The organism is Caballeronia sp. LZ034LL (assembly GCF_031451215.1).
GTDB lineage: Bacteria > Pseudomonadota > Gammaproteobacteria > Burkholderiales > Burkholderiaceae > Caballeronia.
Genome location: NZ_JARUXR010000002.1, coordinates 1,091,011 through 1,108,902, shown reverse-complemented (window position 1 = coordinate 1,108,902; position 17,892 = coordinate 1,091,011). Strand labels below are relative to the sequence as shown.

The window sequence follows — 17,892 nt, the reverse complement described above, 5'->3', positions numbered from 1 at the left end:
GGATCCTGGTCGCATCGACGCGACAAGGGCGCATTCGCAGCATCATCCGGGTGAGTTTCATGGCCTTCATTGCGCGCTTTATTTCCTGATCAGGCCGGCTTCAAAACTTGACCTCGTAACCGACGGTCTGAACCGACGATCCCGTAGTCGATACTTCCGAACCGACAGTCGAGATCGACGAGCCGGTCGACGTGATCTCGTTGCCCTTGTTTTCGACGACAGAGCCGGTGTTCGAGACCTCCGCGCCGGTTGCACTGACGTCGAGCGTATGGAGTTCTTCGAGCGTCCCTCCGATGACATCGAGTTTGTTGCCGATGTTGAGGCGGTTCTCATCGCCGCCGATAAAGTCGTTGACGATGCCGAACACCACGGACGTCGCCTCGCCCGCAATGATCGTGTTGTCATTGCCGTTCACCGTGAGGTTGAATGCATGACCGTCGAGCTTCGGGGTGAAAAAGTCATTTACGACGTCCGGGATCTGTTGCAGCATTTGTCCGACCGGGCCCGAAGGTGCGGTCGATTGCTGCATCTCGCTGCGTGCATGCGCTTTCCTGCCGCGCTTGCCTTGCCGGGCGGCCATGGCCTGTTGCAAGGGGCCGCCCAAGCCTGTGCCGGCTTGCTGCTGTAACAGACGCTGTGCGCCGGACGGCGGCGGCGAGGTCGAGGTGTCGCCGGAAGCGAGCGGCAGGCCCACTTCGATCGTGTGCGAGCCCGCCGTGGTATGCGTGGTGTTCGCTTCGACGGACGTGTCGTAGTTGCGCTCGGCGTGCAGCTTGATCTGCTCGGAGCCTTGTTTGTCCTCGAAGCGGAACATGTTGGCGTTGCTGCTGTTGCCGCCGGGCGTGCGGGTAAGAAAGCCGCTTTGCGTGGCTGAATCCGGCAGGTTGAACGGCGGCATCTGCGAGGCGTTGTAGACGCGCCCGGTGATGAGCGGCCGATCGATGTTGCCGTTCATGAAGTCCACCACCACTTCCTGGCCGATGCGCGGGATATAGATGCCGCCGTAGTTCGAACCGGCCCACGCATCCGAGACGCGTACCCAGCACGAGCTGTTTTCGTCGCTCTTGCCGTAGCGGTCCCAGCGGAATTGCAGCTTCACGCGGCCGTGCTGATCGGTCCAGATGGTCTCGCCTGCCGGGCCAACCACGACTGCGGTCTGCGGTCCGGTCGCTTTCGGCAGCGGCGTGATGGAAGGCGCGCGCCAGGGCAGTGAAGTGGGCTGCGCGAGAAACTCCGTGTCGTAACGGGCTGTGCTGCTGCCGCTGGCGTCACCGCCGCTTTGAAACTGATAACTTGCGCCGACGATCAGGTACTCGCGGTTATCGGCAGTGCGGGGGCAACCGGTCAGCGTGAACAGATAACCCGGCGCAAAGGCGCGGATCGTGGTGTGGCCATGAGCGCTTTCGCTGCCGGTCTGCTCTTCTTCGAGCCGTACGCGCGAGTAATGATTGCCCTCGTCGCCGTTGACGTAGCCGAGCTGCCAGTTGTACTTCTCGTACGAGCCGTGTTCATCGCTGAGCGGGTTGGCCTGCTGGCTTTGCAGGTCCGCCTTGGGCTTGCGGAAGTCATAGTCATCGACGACATAGCGGCCCGTGGTGACGTTGTCCTCCGTGTGCCAGCGATCCACGCCTTCGGTCTCGGGCAGCGCGATCTGATCGGGCGCGAGGTAAGGAAGCGAGGCGTAATCGGGCAGGGCGTCGTGACCGCTCATGTCATCGACGAGCACGAGCGTGTGCTGGCCCATCTGATGCGTGAAGTAGTAGTAGATACCTTCCTGCTCCATCAGCCGGCTGACGAAGGCGAAGTCGGTTTCCTGAAACTGGGTGCAGTAACCCCAGGTGCGATACGTGGCACTCAGGCGGTTGGTCACCGGAAAGCCATAAGCGGAGAAGACTTCCTGAATGATCTCGACAACCGTCTTCTCCTGAAAGATGCGGCAGTTGACGGAGCGCGTGAGATACCACAGCGATGGCCGCACGGTGGCCGTATAGATATAGCTGCGCGAGGTGAGGGTCTCGCGGCCATTGAATTCGAAGCGGGTGATCTGTCCGTCGAGATAGCGCAGCGCACCGATCTGCGGCTGGATCTCCAGCGTGAGGGACTTGCCGAGGGCGCTCTTGAGATCGAGCGAAGCATTGCCCGCAACGAGCTGCACCTCGAAGTCAAAGAGAGTGGAAAGGGCTTCGTTACCTGTCATGGAACGGAAACTCAGGGTGCCGGGTGCAAATGCTTCGCTGTAGGCCATCACAATCTGGGTCATGTCGGTCTCTTGTGATAATCGGATCGTTGCTCAGACACGCGTGTCAAGTGAGTCATCCCGAGTGGCGCAGTCTTTTGCTGCACGCACCCCGGATGCTGTCGGCCGACCTGGTGGGTCGGCCCTGGTGGCGGACTTTCCTTAAACGGTGCTCATGGCTGCCTTGCTCTCCGTGCTATGTATGAGGTTGAACAGTGCGTCGCTGGCTATGGCGTGGAAGTTGGTTTCACCACTTGACTTCATAGCCGACCTTGACGATGGTCACGCCGGTTTCGTTGATCGAGGCGCCGTTCTGCGCCACGATCGTGCCGGTATTCGCCACCCAGAGGCCCGTGTTGTTGACCGCGTTGCCCGCATTGGTCACCACGTTTCCGATGGTGTTGAGATCGCTCGTGTGAAACACCTCGTTCGACCCGACGTTCACGCCGAACGTGTTGCCGACGTTGAAGTCGTTCTCGTTGCCGGCGATGAAGCTCGTGTAGTCGCCGATGACCGTTGTCATGCCCAAGCCAGCGATCAAGGTGCCCGCGCGACCCACGGTCACGGTGTTCGAAAAGCCGTTGACCGTGACGTTGTAGGCGCTTCCACTGAGCTTCGGCTGGAAGAAGTTCTGGACGAATGAGGGCAACTGGCTGGCGAGCGTGCCGGACTGTGACGTGCTTGACGATGATGTCGATGTCGATGTCGATGTCGATGTCGATGTCGACGGCGTGGACTGCTGCATGCTGGTGCGCGCATAGGCTTTCCTGCCGCGCTTGCGCGGTCGTCCGGCCATGATGGTCTGCTGCAATTGGCCGGCCGCACTTGTACTGACCTGCTGATTCAACAGACGCTGCGCGCCGGATGGCGGCGGCGAAGTCGAACTGTCACTGGAAGCGAGCGGCAAGCCGACTTCGATGGTGTGCGAACCCGCTGTGGTATGCGTGGTATCGGCTTCGACGGAGGTGTCGTAGTTGCGCTCGGCATGCAGCTTGATCTGCTCGGAACCTTGTTTGTCCTCGAAGCGGAACATGTTCGCGTTGCTGCTGTTGCCGCCGGGCGTGCGGGTGAGAAAGCCGCTTTGCGTAGCTGAATCGGGCAGATTGAACGGCGGCATCTGCGAGGCGTTGTAGACGCGTCCGGTGATGAGCGGCCGATCGATGTTGCCGTTCATGAAGTCCACCACCACTTCCTGGCCGATACGCGGGATATAGATGCCGCCGTAGTTCGAACCGGCCCAGGCGTCGGAGACTCGTACCCAGCAGGAGCTGTTCTCGTCGCTCTTGCCGTAGCGGTCCCAGCGGAATTGCAGCTTCACGCGGCCGAGCTGATCGGTCCAGATGGTTTCGCCTGCGGGGCCGACGACCACCGCTGTCTGCGGCCCAGTTGCTTTGGGCAGCGGCGTGATGGAAGGCGCGCGCCAGGGCAGTGAAGTGGGCTGCGCGAGAAACTCCGTGTCGTAACGGGCTGTGCTGCTGCCGCTGGCATCGCCGCCGCTTTGAAACTGATAACTTGCGCCGACGATCAGGTATTCACGGTTATCGGACGTGCGGGGACATCCTGTGAGCGTGAACAGATAACCGGGCGCGAAAGCGCGAATGGTCGTGTGACCATGAGCGCTTTCACTCCCAGTCTGTTCCTCTTCGAGACGTACGCGCGAGTAATGATTGCCCTCGTCGCCATTGACGTAGCCGAGCTGCCAGTTGTACTTCTCGTACGAGCCGTGATCGTCGCTGAGCGGATTGGCCTGCTGGCTTTGCAGGTCTGCCTTGGGCTTGCGAAAATCGTAGTCGTCAACAACATAGCGGCCCGTGGTGACGTTGTCCTCCGTGTGCCAGCGATCGACGCCCTCGGTCTCAGGCAACGCGATCTGATCGGGCGCGAGATAAGGCAGCGAGGCGTAATCGGGCAGGGCGTCGTGACCGCTCATGTCATCGACGAGCACGAGCGTGTGCTGGCCCATCTGATGCGTGAAGTAGTAATAGATGCCTTCCTGCTCCATCAGCCGGCTGACGAAGGCGAAGTCGGTTTCCTGGAACTGGGTGCAATAACCCCAGGTGCGATACGTCGCACTCAGCCGGTTGGTCACCGGAAACCCATAAGCGGAGAAGACTTCCTGGATGATCTCGACAACCGTCTTCTCCTGGAAGATGCGGCCGTTGATGGAGCGTGTGAGATACCACAGTGAAGGCCGCACGGTCGCCGTATAGATATAGCTGCGCGAGGTGAGCGTCTCGCGGCCATTGAACTCGAAGCGGGTGATCTGTCCGTCGAGGTAACGGAGAGCGCCGACCTGCGGCTGGATCTCCAGCGTCAGATACTTGCCGAGGGCGCTCTTGAGATCGAGCGAGGCATCGCTCGATACGAGTTGCACCTCAAACTCGAAGAGGGTGGAGAGTGCTTCGTTACCTGTCATGGAACGGAAACTGAGGATGCCGGATGCAAATGCGTCGCTGTAGGCGGTCACAATCTGAGTCATGTCGTCTCGCTCGATACGGATGAAGGGCCAGGCACGCGTGCCTGAACAGGTGGCGTCCGCATCTCGTCGGATGCGGTTATTGGCCGTTGGGCGATCGTCTCCTCGAACTTCGAGCGGAATGGCGATTGCCACTGCATGAATCTCAGGCGCTGCGCTCGCCAAGCATCGCGAGTGGAGAGCGCCCGACCCGGCAGCTGATGTTCCCGGTCCGCACGACGAGTCCGGGCATCGAACCGAACTCGCCGGCGCACACGCTGCCTCAAAACTTCACGTCGTAACCGACGTGTCCCATCTTCACGCCCATGTTGTTCACGGACGATCCGATGTCGACGATCATCGAGCCGGTCGACTGCACCCAGTTGCCGGTGTTGTGGACCTGGCTGCCCACGGTGATCACATTGCTTCCCCAGGTGTTGAGCGCCGCGACCTGGAAGCCTTCGAATTGCCCGGCATGGACCTGGAGGGCGTTGCCGATCGTCGTGTCGGCCCGGTTGCCTAGCACGAAGCTGGTGGAGAGGCCGGTGATCGTCGTCGTGGTCGAGCCGTCGACGTCCTTGGTCTCGATGCCGGTGATCAGCACGGTGGACGTACCGTCGGTGATCTTGAGTTCCTCGCCCAGATAGACCTTCTGCGTCGAGCCGACCACGAGCGTCTTCTCCATGCCGTTCACGGTGATGTTCAGCGCGCTGCCGCCGAGCTTGGGCGTGGAGAAGTTCTGCAGGAAGGCGGGCACCTGGCTGGCCAGCGTGATCGACGATGACGTGGGTGTGGACGTAGACGTGGACGATGAGGTCGATGTCGTTGTCGACGTGGCAGGCGTGGACTGCTGCATGCCGCTGCGCGCATAGGCTTTCCAGCCGCGCTTGCCTTTGCGTGCGGCCATGCCCTGCTGCAATTGCCCGGTCGTGCCGGTGCTCGTACTCGCTTGCTGATTCAACAGACGTTGCGCGCCGGAAGGCGGCGGCGAGGTCGAGGTGTCGCCCGAAGCGAGCGGCAGGCCGACTTCGATCGTGTGCGAACCCGCCGTGGTAAGCGAGCTATCGGCTTCGACGGAGGTGTCGTAGTTGCGTTCGGCGTGTACCTTGATCTGCTCGGAGCCTTGCTTGTCTTCGAAGCGGAGCATGTTGGCGTTGCTGCTGTTGCCGTTGGGCGTGCGGGTAAGAAAGCCGCTCTGCGTGGCCGAATCGGGCAGATTGAACGGCGGCATCTGCGAGGCGTTGTAGACGCGTCCGGTGATGAGCGGCCGATCGATGTTGCCGTTCATGAAGTCCACCACCACTTCCTGACCGATGCGCGGGATATAGATGCCGCCATAGTTGGAACCGGCCCATGCGTCGGAAACGCGTACCCAGCAGGAGCTGTTCTCGTCGCTCTTGCCGTAGCGGTCCCAGCGGAATTGCAGCTTCACGCGGCCGTGCTGGTCGGTCCAGATGGTTTCGCCCGCCGGTCCTGTGACCACCGCAGTCTGCGGCCCGGTCGCTTTCGGCAAGGGCGTGACGGAGGGCGCGCGCCAAGGCAGTGAAGTAGGTTGGGAGACGAATTCCGTGTCGTAACGCGCGGTGCTGCTGCCGCTGGCGTCGCCGCCGCTTTGAAACTGATAACTTGCGCCGACGATCAGATACTCGCGGTTATCGGCCGTGCGTGGGCAACCGGTCAACGTGAACAGATAACCCGGCGCAAAGGCGCGGATCGTGGTGTGACCGTGAGCGCTTTCGCTGCCGGTCTGCTCTTCTTCGAGCCGCACGCGCGAGTAATGATTGCCTTCGTCGCCATTGACATAGCCGAGTTGCCAGTTGTACTTCTCGTACGAGCCGTGTTCATCGCTGAGCGGATTGGCCTGCTGGCTTTGCAGATCGGCCTTGGGCTTGCGAAAGTCGTAGTCATCGACGACATAGCGGCCCGTGGTGACGTTGTCCTCCGTGTGCCAGCGATCCACGCCTTCGGTCTCGGGCAACGCGATCTGATCGGGCGCGAGGTAAGGCAGAGATGCATAGTCGGGCAACGGATCATGACCGCTCATGTCATCAGCGAGCACGAGCGTGTGCTGGCCCATCTGATGCGTGAAGTAGTAGTAGATACCTTCCTGTTCCATCAACCGGCTGACAAAAGCGAAATCAGTCTCCTGAAACTGGGTGCAATAACCCCAGGTGCGATAGGTCGCACTCAGCCGGTTGGTCACCGGAAACCCATAAGCGGAGAAGACTTCCTGAATGATCTCGACCACCGTCTTCTCCTGGAAGATGCGGCCGTTGACGGAACGCGTCAGATACCACAGCGACGGCCGCACAGTGGCCGTATAGATATAGCTGCGCGAGGTGAGCGTCTCGCGGCCATTGAATTCAAAGCGGGCAATCTGTCCGTCGAGATAACGCAGAGCGCCGACCTGCGGCTGGATTTCCAGCGTGAGGGACTTGCCGAGGGCGCTCTTGAGGTCAAGCGAGGCGTCGCTCGAAACGAGCTGCACCTCGAAGTCAAAGAGGGTGGAAAGGGCTTCACTACCTGTCATGGAGCGGAAGCTGAGAGTGCCGACATCAAACGCACTGCAATACGCGGTTACTACCTGTGCCATTTCTTTCTGCTCACTATCGATTAGACCTGGGGAAATCTGGTTCAGCAAAGCGTGACTTGAAATTCATTGTTCTCGACGGAGATCCGCACTTCATTCAACGTGCGGTTCTCGGCCAGCGCGGAGATGATTTCGCGGCTGATGAGCGGCAAGAGCGACTGCGTGATGATCGAGTCGATCAGACGGCCGCCGGACTCCACCTCGGCGCAGCGTTCGTGGATCAGCAGGCCCACCTCGGGCGTGTGATGGAACGCGATCTCGTGTTGTTCAGCGAGGCGCCGTCCGATCGTGCGCAGCCGCATCGCGATGATTTCCTCGTACACGGCCCCGGAGAGCGGATAGAACGGCACTACCGTCAGGCGGCCGAGGAAGGCGGCCGTGAAGTACTCGCGCAACGCATCGCGGATGCGCCGTTCCACCTGACTGCTCGCGGGCGCGGGCTCTTCCTGCGCGAGACGCATGATCTCGGCGTCGCCGGCATTGGTGGTCAGGATCAGGATCGTGTTGCGGAAGTCGATGCGCCGGCCCTCGCCGTCCTCCATCCAGCCCTTGTCGAAGATCTGGTAGAAGGCTTCCTGCACATCGGGATGGGCTTTCTCCATCTCGTCGAGCAGCACGACGCTATACGGCCGCCGACGCACCGCCTCAGTCAGGATGCCGCCCTCGCCATAGCCGACATAACCCGGCGGCGCGCCCTTCAGCGTCGATACCGTGTGCGACTCCTGAAACTCGTTCATGTTGATGGAGATCAGGTTCTGCTCGCCGCCATACATCACCTCGGCCAGCGCCAGCGCTGTCTCCGTCTTGCCGACGCCCGACGGACCGCACAACAGGAACACGCCGACCGGCCGTTGCGGATCGTCCAGCGCGGCGCGCGCGTTCTGCACGCGGCGCGCGATCGCATCCATCGCGGCGGGCTGTCCGATCACGCGGCGCGCCAGCGTCTGCGGTAACGCGAGCACCGATTGCGCTTCGTTGCGCAGCATCCGGCCGGCGGGAATGCCGGTCCAGTCGGCCAGCACCGCCGCGACCGTTTCCACGTCCACGTCCACTTGAACGAGCGGCGTATCGCCCTGAAGGGCGGCGAGTTCGGTGCGCAGGCGCGCAAGCGTCGCGCGGCGGTCGCCGGCTTCCTGGGCCTCGTGAGGTTCGGCGCGCAATGCGACGATCGCTTCCACCTGTTCGCGCTGCTGCTTCCAGCGCGCCTCCGACGCCGCGAGTTCCTGCTGCCGTTCGGCCAGCGCCTCGCCCAGCGCGGGCCTGATCTCGACCGGCAGGCCGATCAGCCGTTCACGTTCCAGCGCGGCCTGTTCCGCTTCGAGCGCGCTGATCCGGCGTTGCAGGTCCTCGACTGCCGGCGGCGGCGCATGCCGGCCCACGACGACGCGCGCACACGCGGTGTCCATCAGGCTGATCGCCTTGTCGGGCAATTGCCGTGCGGGCAGATAGCGGTTCGACAGGCGCACCGCCGCATCCACCGCCTGATCGAGAATGACGATGCGATGGTGCCGTTCCAGCCGCCCGACCAGTCCGCGCAGCATCGCGACGGCTTCGTCCTCCGAGGGCTCGCGCACCTGGATGGCTTCGAAACGCCGGGTCAGCGCGGGATCGCTTTCGATGTACTTCTTGTACTCGCTCCAGGTGGTCGCGCCGATGGTGCGCAACTGGCCGCGTGCGAGCGCGGGCTTGAGCAGGTTGGCGGCATCGCCGGTGCCGTGCGCGCCGCCCGCGCCGATCAGCCGATGCACTTCGTCGATGAACAGCACCACCGGCCGCGTGCTGCGCTCGACCTCGCTGATGATCTGCTGCAAGCGCGCCTCGAACTCGCCCTTGACGCTGGCGCCCGCCTGCAACAGTCCCATGTCGAGCGAATAGAGCGTGACGTCGCGCAGGGCGGGCGGCACGTCGCCGGCGGCGATGCGCAAGGCCAGTCCTTCGGCGATGGCCGTCTTGCCGACGCCCGCCTCGCCGGTCAGCAGCGGGTTGTTCTGACGGCGGCGCATCAGCACGTCGATGACCTGGCGGATCTCCGACTCGCGGCCCGTGATCGGATCGATGCGGTCGGCGCGCGCCTGCGCCGTCATGTCGACGGCGAAACGCTGCAACGCGGACTCGGCGTCGGCGCTATCCGGGGCGGCTTCGGCTTCGGGCGTATCGGCGCTGTCGTTGTCTTCCGCGGACCCGGCGATGACGGCGGGAATCTCGTTCATCACGAGATCCGGGACGAGCTTGCCCCACTGCTGCGACGTGGCGAGCAGCTGATTGCGCAGCGACGGCGTCTTCAGGATGCCGGCCAGCAGGAACGCGCTGCGGATGCGCGCGCGGCCATAGGCGATCGTGCTGTAGACCCACGCGCGTTCGATGGCTTCATCGATGAACGCGGAGAAGTCGGCGATCGCGCTGGCGCCGCGCGGCAGACGGTCCATCGCGACGGACAGATCGTGATCGAGCCGTCCGGCGTTGAGATCGAAACGCACGATCAGGCGATGCAGGTCGCTGTCGCTTTCAGCGAGCATCTGATGCAGCCAGTGCACCAGCTCGACATAGGGATTGCCGCGCAGCTTGCACAGCGACGTCGCGCTCTCCAGCGAGCGGAACAGGAACGGATTGAGCTTGCCGTACAGGGCGGGACGGTTGATGTCAGTCATGGCAGGTCACAGGCGATTCGTTGCGGGTCTGTTCGGCGCGCCGCTGGCGCGCATGATGGGCGACGATGCCGGGGCCGTACACGAGGTCGCCGGCATCGGTGGGACTCAGGCGCTCGCCGACCCAGGTGTCCCAGCCCAGGCGCTGCTGCATGCCGACGCTCGCGCCGCGTACATCGGCCCGCGCCAGCAGGATCCTGACGTTCCACTCCAGTTCGTCGCCGGCATAGAAGCGCACCCAGTCCGCCAGCTGCATCGCCGCTTCGGTATCGGGCAGGAACTGGCGGAAGCGTTCCATCGGCAACGGTCCGATCACGATCTCGAAGCCATGCTGCGCATCCCGCACCGCGCGTCCCAGCATCGCGCCTGCGCCCGATGCATTGGCGCCGAGCCGGAGCGGCAAGCTGCACTGCCGCGCCGGTTCAATGGCGATCCAGCCAGGCGCGTATTCGTTGATGCGCGCCTTCACGCCGAAGTAATCGGCGAGGATCCGGCACAGGCCTTCCGGGTTGCGCGTCTGCCTGACCAGATGCCCGGCCATGTAGTAGCGCGCGTGATCCGCCACCGCGCCGCGCCCCTTGAGCGACGGCTGGCCGAGATGAATCAGGCTCGCGATGTAGTCGTCGAAGCGGGCATCGCCTGCGCGGTCCAGGCTCGCGCACGGCTGCGCATTCGCCCAGGCCCGGTAGAACAGCGCGATCAGCCGGTGATGAAACAGGTCGGCGAAGCCGGCCAGCGAGGTATCGCCGTGATTGCGCGCCCGCTCGTGGGCGTATTCGGTCAGATGCAGCGGCATCGGACCGTTCGGCCCGAACAGACCGAAGCCATATACCGAAACCTGCGCGCGCTCGCGCTTCTTGCGGCGCACTTCAGCGAGTGTCGCGGGGGCGAACGCAAGCGACGGACGCTGGCCGAAGCGCACCGGCTCGTCGCGCGGATGGGACGCACGGCCGAGCCGCACCGGCGTGACCGCGCAGGCGTCGATCCAGCGCATCAGCTCGAACAGGTCGTACTCGTAGGGCGCGCCCGCCGCCTGCTCCAGCAGACGGTCGAGCCGCTCCTCGCGTGGCGGCGGGGCGGGTCTGACGGACGGAGCCTCTTCGGTCCGGCCGTAGACCGCCTGTGTCAGGCTGTCGGCCGGCAGCCGATCCGGGGCTTCCATCGTCCGATCTCTCCTCTCTGCAAGGTTTCGATGACCAGTTCGCTGAAGCTGTTCAGCGATACATGGCGCGCAAAGAACTGGTCCAGCACGGCGCCGAACAGATGCATGTCGTACGGTTCGAAGACGGCTTCCTCGATCAGCACGGTGATGCACACGCCCCGGCCGTACATGATCGGACCCGCATGCGGCAGCGCGCGGCACACCGGCTCGACGCGCACGCTGCGGATGCCCTGGATCTGCTTTGTCAGCGCGGGATCGGCGAGGTCCGCATAGAGCCCGAGCAGCTCGCGCAAGGCGGCGGCGCCCTGCGTGCCGTCGAGATCGGTGAGCGTCAGATAGTTGAGGCCCAGATGGCTGATGAGACGCCAGGTGATCTCGTTCTCCGCGATGGACGCGCGCGGCACGCTCGGTCCTTTCAGCACCTTGATGGTTCCCGCCGGCGCTGAGACGGTCAGCGTGAAGTCGGCCTTCGCGCCGAGCGGCATCAGGATGGCGAGATCGCGATTGGTGCATAGCGCATCCACCGAGATGTGGCGCAGCTCGCCGCTGAACGGCGCTTCATGCTGATCGACGAGCGACACGAACACTTCGCTGCCCGCGTAGTCGCTACGGTGATGACCGCGCAGCCGCGCGCTGGACAGGCGCGGTTCACGGCGCGTCGAGAAGTAGCAGCCCGCGCTATTGCGCTGATGTGCATGCGGCGAGTAGAACGGCAGGAAGGTCTGCTCGCGGCCTTCGGGACCGCCGTGTCCCGTCACGCGGTTGACGCGGTACACCTCGTAGTCGAGCGGCCGCGAGCGGTCCACGACGATGTGATATTCATGCTGCCGGCGCGACACCGGCATGCGGTCCGTGCGCTTCGGGAACAGGTTGGCGGCGGGCGTGCAATACAGCGCGAGGCTGCGTGCATCGACCGAGCGATACAGTTCTTCCGCGCGCTCGTCGAACAGCACGAGCAGTTCGCACGCCGTGCCGGTCGTGCGCAAGGTGTCGCGCAATCCGCCAATGCTGAAGAACAGCAGCCGCGACGGATACGCAAAGTACTCATGCAGGATGCGATGCCCGCTGAATGCGCGCATGTCGTCCGGCAGCAGTGCCTGGCCGGCGTCGAGTCCTTCGTGACGGATCGCATCGGCGCGCAGGCTTCGGTAGAGCGGCGTCTTGCTGGCCGGATCGCGCACAGCCGCGGCCACCACGCGCTCGCCGAGCAGCAGCCGGAGCAGATGCTGCGCCTGCTGCGTCTGGCCGCCGAGAAAGAAGCTCAGGCGTTCGAGCGGCAGGTCGGCGAAGCGCGCCGCGCCGTCGGTTTCCAGACGGATGCGCAATACGCTGCGCACGGTGCGTTGCGGGTCGAGCAAGGCGGACGGCAAGTCCTCCGGCGCCGGCTCCATGCGTACCGACGTGATGCGGATGGGCCACAGCGTGACCTCGTGCGCGGTCCTGAATTCGCAGGGCGTCTGTTCGCCCGCCGTGACGTTGGCGCGCAGGGCGGTGCCGGCGGGCAAGGTATAGCCGCTCGCGAGATTGCCGACGTCGAGATCGGGCGGAATCTGCACGATCGCCATGGCGGGCAGCGGCGACAGATAGCCGGGATAAACCAGTTCCAGCAGCCGCTGCGAAAAGCGCGGGAACTCAGCGTCCATCTTCAGGTGGATGCGCGCGGCCAGGAAGCTAAAGCCTTCGAGCAGACGCTCGACATACGGATCGACGACTTCCGTATCGCGCATGCCGAGCCGTCCCGCGATCTTCGGATACTCGGCGGCGAACTCCGCGCCCAGTTCGCGCAGATAGCTCAGTTCGCGGCTGTAATAGTCGAGCAGGCGGCCGTCCATCATTCGTTCCCCGGCGCTTGCAGCACCATGTAGCCGTTCTCGAGATCGACTTCCGAGCGGAACACGAACTCGAACGGATAGGGCACGGCCCAGATCTGTCCGCGGATCTCCAGGACCAGCAGGTTGTGATGCAACAGGGAATCGTCGTTCTCGACGCACTTCACTTGCAGACTGTCGGGGACGATGCGCGTCTCGAACGCCAGGATCGCCTCGCGAATGGTCCGTTCGATGTCGGTCCATTCGATCTCCGACATCCGCAGCCCGGCCAGCGCGCCCGTGCCGAAGTTGATGACGGACTCGCGCACGCCCGCATACGGGGCGAGATCGACGGAGGCTTCGAGGTTCGTCGTGTTGAGCAGCCAGCGCAAGTCGCGCAGCACCGATTCGCGCAGCAACGCGCGCGTCAGCATGAATGCGCCGTCCGCCTCGCGCGCTTCGTGCGGCGCGTGATCGGTCAGGCGGTCAAGCAAGACGGGCGTCAGCCTGCGTCCGGCCGGTGTGCCGGTGGCTTGCGTATGACGTGATGGCAATTTGCGCATGCTGCTCGCAGTGGTCGAAGCGGTTGTCGATGCAGATGGGTGCGGGCCTTGCGGCCGGCAGGTGATCGAAGGTCATGAGGCGCCATGCCGGGCGAAAGCATCCGCCCGGCCCTGCACGCTCAGACCCGGTGCATCAGGCTTCCTGGTTTTGCTTGATGTTCCACGAGAGCACGCTTTCGCTGCCGCGCGTGCCCTGGTCGGTCTGCTCCCAGTACTGCTGCTGAACGCTCGCTGCCTGGAACGTGTAGGTCACGAGCACGGCATCGCTCTGGCTGGCTGCTGCATGCGTGACCGACGTCACGAGCACTTCGTTGAGCGTGATGCGCTGATACTCGACCTGCGAACCGCCGGCCTTGCAGACCGAGAGTTCCACCTTCGACAGGTGCTTGCCGTTCGAGCAGTACTTCAGGATGGCGGGCGATGCCTTGTCGATCGGCGCCGTCACTTGCAGATCGCTATAGCTCACCTTGCCGAGACCGCCGCCGCTGCCGGAAGCCATGCTGCCGGGCTGGTTTGCGCCCCATGCATAGGACTGCACGTTCGACCAGTTCTGATGATTCGCATCTTTCGATTCACCCGAAACGCCATCCACCCGCATATACATATCTACAGCCATTTCGATTCTCCAGGATTAAATGAAACAAGGTTATCGCCACGGTGATCGTGACGAATGCTGCTACGAAGCACTGCCTTCCTTCAAAGACGGCAGCTTGGACACCAGCCGAAGAGAAACCGTGAGCCCTTCGAGCTGATAGTGCGGGCGTAAAAAGAACTTCGCGGTGTAATAGCCTGGGTTGTCGTCGACTTCCTCGACCATGACCTCGGCGGCGGCAAGCGGCTTCTTCGCCTTGGTTTCCTGCGACGAGTTGACGGGGTCGCCATCGACATAACTCAGGATCCAGTCGTTGAGCCAGGTCTCCATGTCGCGGCGTTCCTTGAATGAACCGACCTTGTCGCGGACGATGCATTTCAGGTAATGCGCAAAACGGCAGCAGGCGAACAGATACGGCAGCCGTGCCGCCAGACGCGCGTTTTCGGTGGCGGCGTTGTCGTAGTACTCGCTCGGGCTTTGCAGCGACTGGGCGCCGATGAACGCGGCGATGTCGGAGTTCTTGCGATGGACCAGCGGCATGAAGCCGTTCTTCGCCAACTCGGCCTCGCGACGGTCGCTGATCGCGATCTCGGTGGGACACTTGGCGTCGACGCCGCCGTCATCGGTCGGGAACGTATGCATCGGCAGGTTCTCCACCGCGCCGCCCGACTCCACGCCGCGAATCGACGTACACCATCCGTAGTGCTTGAACGAACGGTTGATGTTCGCGGCCATCGCATAGGCCGAGTTGATCCACATGTAGTTGCGGTGATCGACGCCGTCGGTGTTCTCTTCGAAGTCGAATTCATCCACCGGCAGCGTGTTGATGCCGTAGGGCAGGCGGCCCAGGAAACGCGGCATGGTCAGGCCGATATAGCGGGCATCGTCCGACTCGCGCAGGCCGCGCCAGGCGGCGTACTCGGTGTTCTGGAAGATCTTGGTCAGGTCGCGCGGATTGGAAAGCTCCTGCCACGAATCCATCTGCATGACCGAAGGCGAGCCTGCCGCAATGAACGGGCAATGCGCGGCCGCCGAGATCTTGGCCATCTCGCCCAGCATCTCGACATCGGGCGGGCTGTGATCGAAGTAGAAGTCGCCGACGAGTCCGCCCAGCGGCTCGCCGCCGAACTGTCCGTATTCTTCCTCGTAGATCTTCCTGAACACCGGGCTCTGATCCCAGGCCACGCCCTTGTAGCGCTTCAGCGTGCGCGCCAGTTCCTTCTTCGAGATCGGCATGAAGCGGATCTTCAGCATCTCGTCGGTTTCGGTGTTGGTGACGAGGTAATGCAGGCCGCGCCACGCCGATTCGATGTTCTGGAACGTCGGGTGATGCAGGATCTCGTTGATCTGGTCGGACAGCTTCCGGTCGATTTCCGCGATGATGGCCTGGATGCCCTGATAGGCATCGGCGGACATCACGGCGGCGTGTTCGAGCGCCTGATGCGCGAGCGTCTTCACCGCGCTTTCGATGGCCTGATGCGCCTGGTCGGTCGCGGGCTTGAGCTCCTTGTTCAGCAGATCCCTGAAGTGATCCACCTCCATCGTCTGCGAATGGTCGGCGTGCTCGGCGTGTCTGGTGGTCGTCATGCGTTTATTCCGTCAGTGAAGTCTGCGCTGTCCATGTCGTGGCGTTCGCGGAAGGGCGCGCTCAGGCGTCGTGTTCGTCCGGCTCTGTGTCGTCAGGCGGCGCTGCGGATTCGTCCTGCGGCTTCGCGCTTTTAGCGAGCGCCTTGAGCAGCGCCGGATCGGCAAGCGCCTTCGCCAGCAGTTCTTCCGCGCCGTTCTTGCCGTCCATGTATGAAAGCAGGTTGGCGAGCTGGGTCCGCGCGTCCAGCAGATGACTGAGCGACTCGACGTTGCGGGCAATGCGGCCCGGCGTGAAGTCGTCCATGCTCTCGAAGGTCAGATCCACTTGCAGACGGCCATCGCCGCCGAGCTTGTTCGGGACCTGGAACGCGGCGCGCGGCTGGATGGACTTCATGCGTTCATCCAGGTTGTCGATATCGACTTCGAGGAACTTGCGCTCGCCGATCTCGGGCAGCGCCTTGCGGGTGTCGCCCGCCAGGTCCGCCATCACGCCCATGACAAAGGGGATCTCGACTTTCCGCTCGCTGCCGTAGATCTCGACGTCGTATTCGATCTGCACGCGCGGCGCACGATTCCTGCCGATGAATTGCTGACCGCCCTGACGCGATCGGGTCTGTTTTGCTTTCGTCACGGATTGCCTCCAGTAAGCTTGGTCGTGTGCGCTTGAGTTGCTTGTCTATCCCGCATCGTTCAGCCTGGCTGAACCGGTGGTTCGCCCGGCTTCGGGCTGTTCGCCAGTACGTCGAGTTGCGGAATGCCGGCCGGCACCATGTCCCGCACGATCTCGTAGAAGCTCATGCCCATCAGCCGTATCGCTCGACGAATCAGGAGCGGCGCCGGATGCCCCGGTTCGTGAAGCTCGAGATAGGCGCAGGCTTTCTGCAGCAACGCGATCACTTCCGCGCGCGAACGCAGCGCGTGATGCGCCGGGTTCTTTGGCGGCTCTGCGGGACCGTGGGACGGCGCGTCGTCGGAGATGGCTTCATGCGACGTGCCGGCTTCATCGCGCGGCGGTGCGTCGGCGACATGGCCGCGGACGGGCTGCGCGGCATCGCCAATGAGGCGCAAGGGCGCTTCGACACTGCGGAAGTCCGGCACCCAGCTATCGCCGAGTTCCCGCTGCACGGTCTGCGCGATGTGCTTCAGTGCTGCGAGAATCGTGGGGATGGGCGCGGTGAGGCTGTGCGGCGCATTCGCCGCGAGCGCAAGCTGTTGACGCAGTTCGGGTCCATCCAGATTCAGCGATGCTGCCGCCTGCGAAGCATGGCCATCGAGGAGGGCGGCAGCGTCGCGCATGCTCAGGCTGCCTTGCTTCAGGCGCAGGATGGTGGCGTTGCGGATTGCACGTCCGATGCTTTCGGGATCGGCGAGATTGCGCAGCGCATTGATGCGCATCAGCGGGTCGCTTTCGCCATCGGTCTCGATGCGCGGATGCAGCGCCGGCCAATAACGCTCCAGCAATTCGGCGATCAGCGCGACGCCGCGCCGGTATCCGGCCAGCCCGTCGAGTTCGGCCCACGCGCGTGTCAGCAACGTGGCGACCCGCAGATCTTTAGTGCGTTTCAACAGGCCGCTCGCCCGCAATGCCACCTGATGCCAGTCCGGGTTTTCAGCGGGGATGATCGTCGAGCCGAACTGCTGTTCGGTCTTGCCGACAGCGAGTCGTTCGAGATCGATGAACGCCTGGTCGTAGGTCAGCTCGTCGCCACACGGCGCCTGATCCGCGACGGGCTCGAGCAGCGAGCTGTCATGCGGATCGGCTTCCATTGCGGCTGCGTTATCTGACGAGATGTTCATCTTGAGTTCGACGAATAAGAATCGGCTGCCGTCCCGGCTTCCATTCCAGACGCCGTGGAATGAATCCACTCGATCTGAAAGGGAAGTCAGGCGGTTTAAAACATGTCGCGATCGACGTCATCAAGATGACGGGCGCGTCAGAGTTGAGTTGAAAGCACGCGGAATGAATTACGGGAACCAGACGACCGTCGCTGGACTGCGCGACGGGCAACCGGGCTTCGATTCAGGGATGATTTGCGTCTGAATGATGCGCGCATCCTGCTTGCGCGCGGCGCTGCTGCTTCCGGACTTGAGAGGCAGACGGGCCGCTGGCTTGCTAGTTCAGCTCGAGTTCCTGCGCGGCGTTCATGCCGATCCGCTGCACCTGAACTGCGTCTTCACAATCGATGGAGTCAATGCTAGACGCTGAAAACCAGTAATGGACATATCACTGTTTTGCATGACGACTGCGCGCTTT

Annotated in this window: 11 protein-coding genes; all 11 read right to left on the bottom strand. The window is 63.2% G+C overall.

Annotated elements, in window-relative coordinates; translation table 11 throughout:
• Positions 1-100 precede the first annotated feature (100 nt).
• Positions 101-2,260 (bottom strand): type VI secretion system tip protein TssI/VgrG, encoded by a 2,160-nt coding sequence (locus QCE83_RS19535; protein WP_309814503.1) that lies wholly within the window; start codon positions 2,258-2,260, stop codon positions 101-103.
• A 223-nt stretch (positions 2,261-2,483) separates the two neighbouring features.
• The gene (locus QCE83_RS19530) at positions 2,484-4,715 is read right to left on the bottom strand and encodes a type VI secretion system tip protein TssI/VgrG (protein WP_309814501.1); all 2,232 of its coding nucleotides are present in this window, start codon (positions 4,713-4,715) and stop codon (positions 2,484-2,486) included.
• A 259-nt stretch (positions 4,716-4,974) separates the two neighbouring features.
• Positions 4,975-7,284 carry a type VI secretion system tip protein TssI/VgrG gene (locus tag QCE83_RS19525; protein WP_309814498.1) on the bottom strand — a complete coding sequence of 770 codons (2,310 nt, stop codon included), beginning with the start codon at positions 7,282-7,284 and terminating at the stop codon, positions 4,975-4,977.
• Positions 7,285-7,325: 41 nt separating this feature from the next.
• A complete protein-coding gene (gene tssH / locus QCE83_RS19520) occupies positions 7,326-9,929 on the bottom strand; it encodes a type VI secretion system ATPase TssH (RefSeq protein ID WP_309814495.1) in 2,604 nt (867 codons plus the stop codon).
• Complete coding sequence (gene tssG / locus QCE83_RS19515) at positions 9,922-11,088, bottom strand: type VI secretion system baseplate subunit TssG (protein WP_309814492.1); 1,167 nt, start codon at positions 11,086-11,088, stop codon at positions 9,922-9,924. The genes tssH and tssG overlap by 8 nt, the downstream gene beginning before the upstream one ends.
• Complete coding sequence (gene tssF, locus QCE83_RS19510; protein WP_309815495.1) at positions 11,052-12,920, bottom strand: type VI secretion system baseplate subunit TssF; 1,869 nt, start codon at positions 12,918-12,920, stop codon at positions 11,052-11,054. The genes tssG and tssF overlap by 37 nt, the downstream gene beginning before the upstream one ends.
• Positions 12,920-13,459, bottom strand: coding sequence for a type VI secretion system baseplate subunit TssE (tssE, locus tag QCE83_RS19505; RefSeq protein WP_309814489.1), 540 nt, complete (start codon positions 13,457-13,459; stop codon positions 12,920-12,922). Before tssE ends, tssF begins: the two co-directional genes overlap by 1 nt.
• A 133-nt stretch (positions 13,460-13,592) precedes the next feature.
• On the bottom strand, positions 13,593-14,075 hold the full coding sequence (locus QCE83_RS19500; RefSeq protein ID WP_309814487.1) for a type VI secretion system tube protein Hcp: 483 nt from the start codon (positions 14,073-14,075) through the stop codon (positions 13,593-13,595).
• A gap of 60 nt (positions 14,076-14,135) precedes the next feature.
• A complete protein-coding gene (tssC, locus tag QCE83_RS19495) occupies positions 14,136-15,593 on the bottom strand; it encodes a type VI secretion system contractile sheath large subunit (RefSeq protein WP_309815492.1) in 1,458 nt (485 codons plus the stop codon).
• 106 nt (positions 15,594-15,699) lie between these two features.
• Positions 15,700-16,269, bottom strand: coding sequence for a type VI secretion system contractile sheath small subunit (gene tssB / locus QCE83_RS19490; protein ID WP_309814483.1), 570 nt, complete (start codon positions 16,267-16,269; stop codon positions 15,700-15,702).
• 59 nt (positions 16,270-16,328) lie between these two features.
• Entirely contained in the window at positions 16,329-17,435 is a 1,107-nt protein-coding gene (gene tssA, locus QCE83_RS19485) for a type VI secretion system protein TssA (RefSeq protein ID WP_309814479.1), read from the bottom strand.
• Between the last annotated feature and the right edge of the window lie 457 nt (positions 17,436-17,892).

Excerpts from the sequence above, each read along its gene's own strand:
- QCE83_RS19535 (WP_309814503.1), bottom strand. The coding sequence starts at position 2,260 with ATGACCCAGATTGTGATGGCCTACAGCGAAGCATTTGCACCCGGCACC.
- QCE83_RS19530 (WP_309814501.1), bottom strand. The coding sequence starts at position 4,715 with ATGACTCAGATTGTGACCGCCTACAGCGACGCATTTGCATCCGGCATC.
- QCE83_RS19525 (WP_309814498.1), bottom strand. The coding sequence starts at position 7,284 with ATGGCACAGGTAGTAACCGCGTATTGCAGTGCGTTTGATGTCGGCACT.
- tssH (WP_309814495.1), bottom strand. The coding sequence starts at position 9,929 with ATGACTGACATCAACCGTCCCGCCCTGTACGGCAAGCTCAATCCGTTC.
- tssG (WP_309814492.1), bottom strand. The coding sequence starts at position 11,088 with ATGGAAGCCCCGGATCGGCTGCCGGCCGACAGCCTGACACAGGCGGTC.
- tssF (WP_309815495.1), bottom strand. The coding sequence starts at position 12,920 with ATGGACGGCCGCCTGCTCGACTATTACAGCCGCGAACTGAGCTATCTG.
- tssE (WP_309814489.1), bottom strand. The coding sequence starts at position 13,459 with ATGCGCAAATTGCCATCACGTCATACGCAAGCCACCGGCACACCGGCC.
- QCE83_RS19500 (WP_309814487.1), bottom strand. The coding sequence starts at position 14,075 with ATGGCTGTAGATATGTATATGCGGGTGGATGGCGTTTCGGGTGAATCG.
- tssC (WP_309815492.1), bottom strand. The coding sequence starts at position 15,593 with ATGGAGGTGGATCACTTCAGGGATCTGCTGAACAAGGAGCTCAAGCCC.
- tssA (WP_309814479.1), bottom strand. The coding sequence starts at position 17,435 with ATGAACATCTCGTCAGATAACGCAGCCGCAATGGAAGCCGATCCGCAT.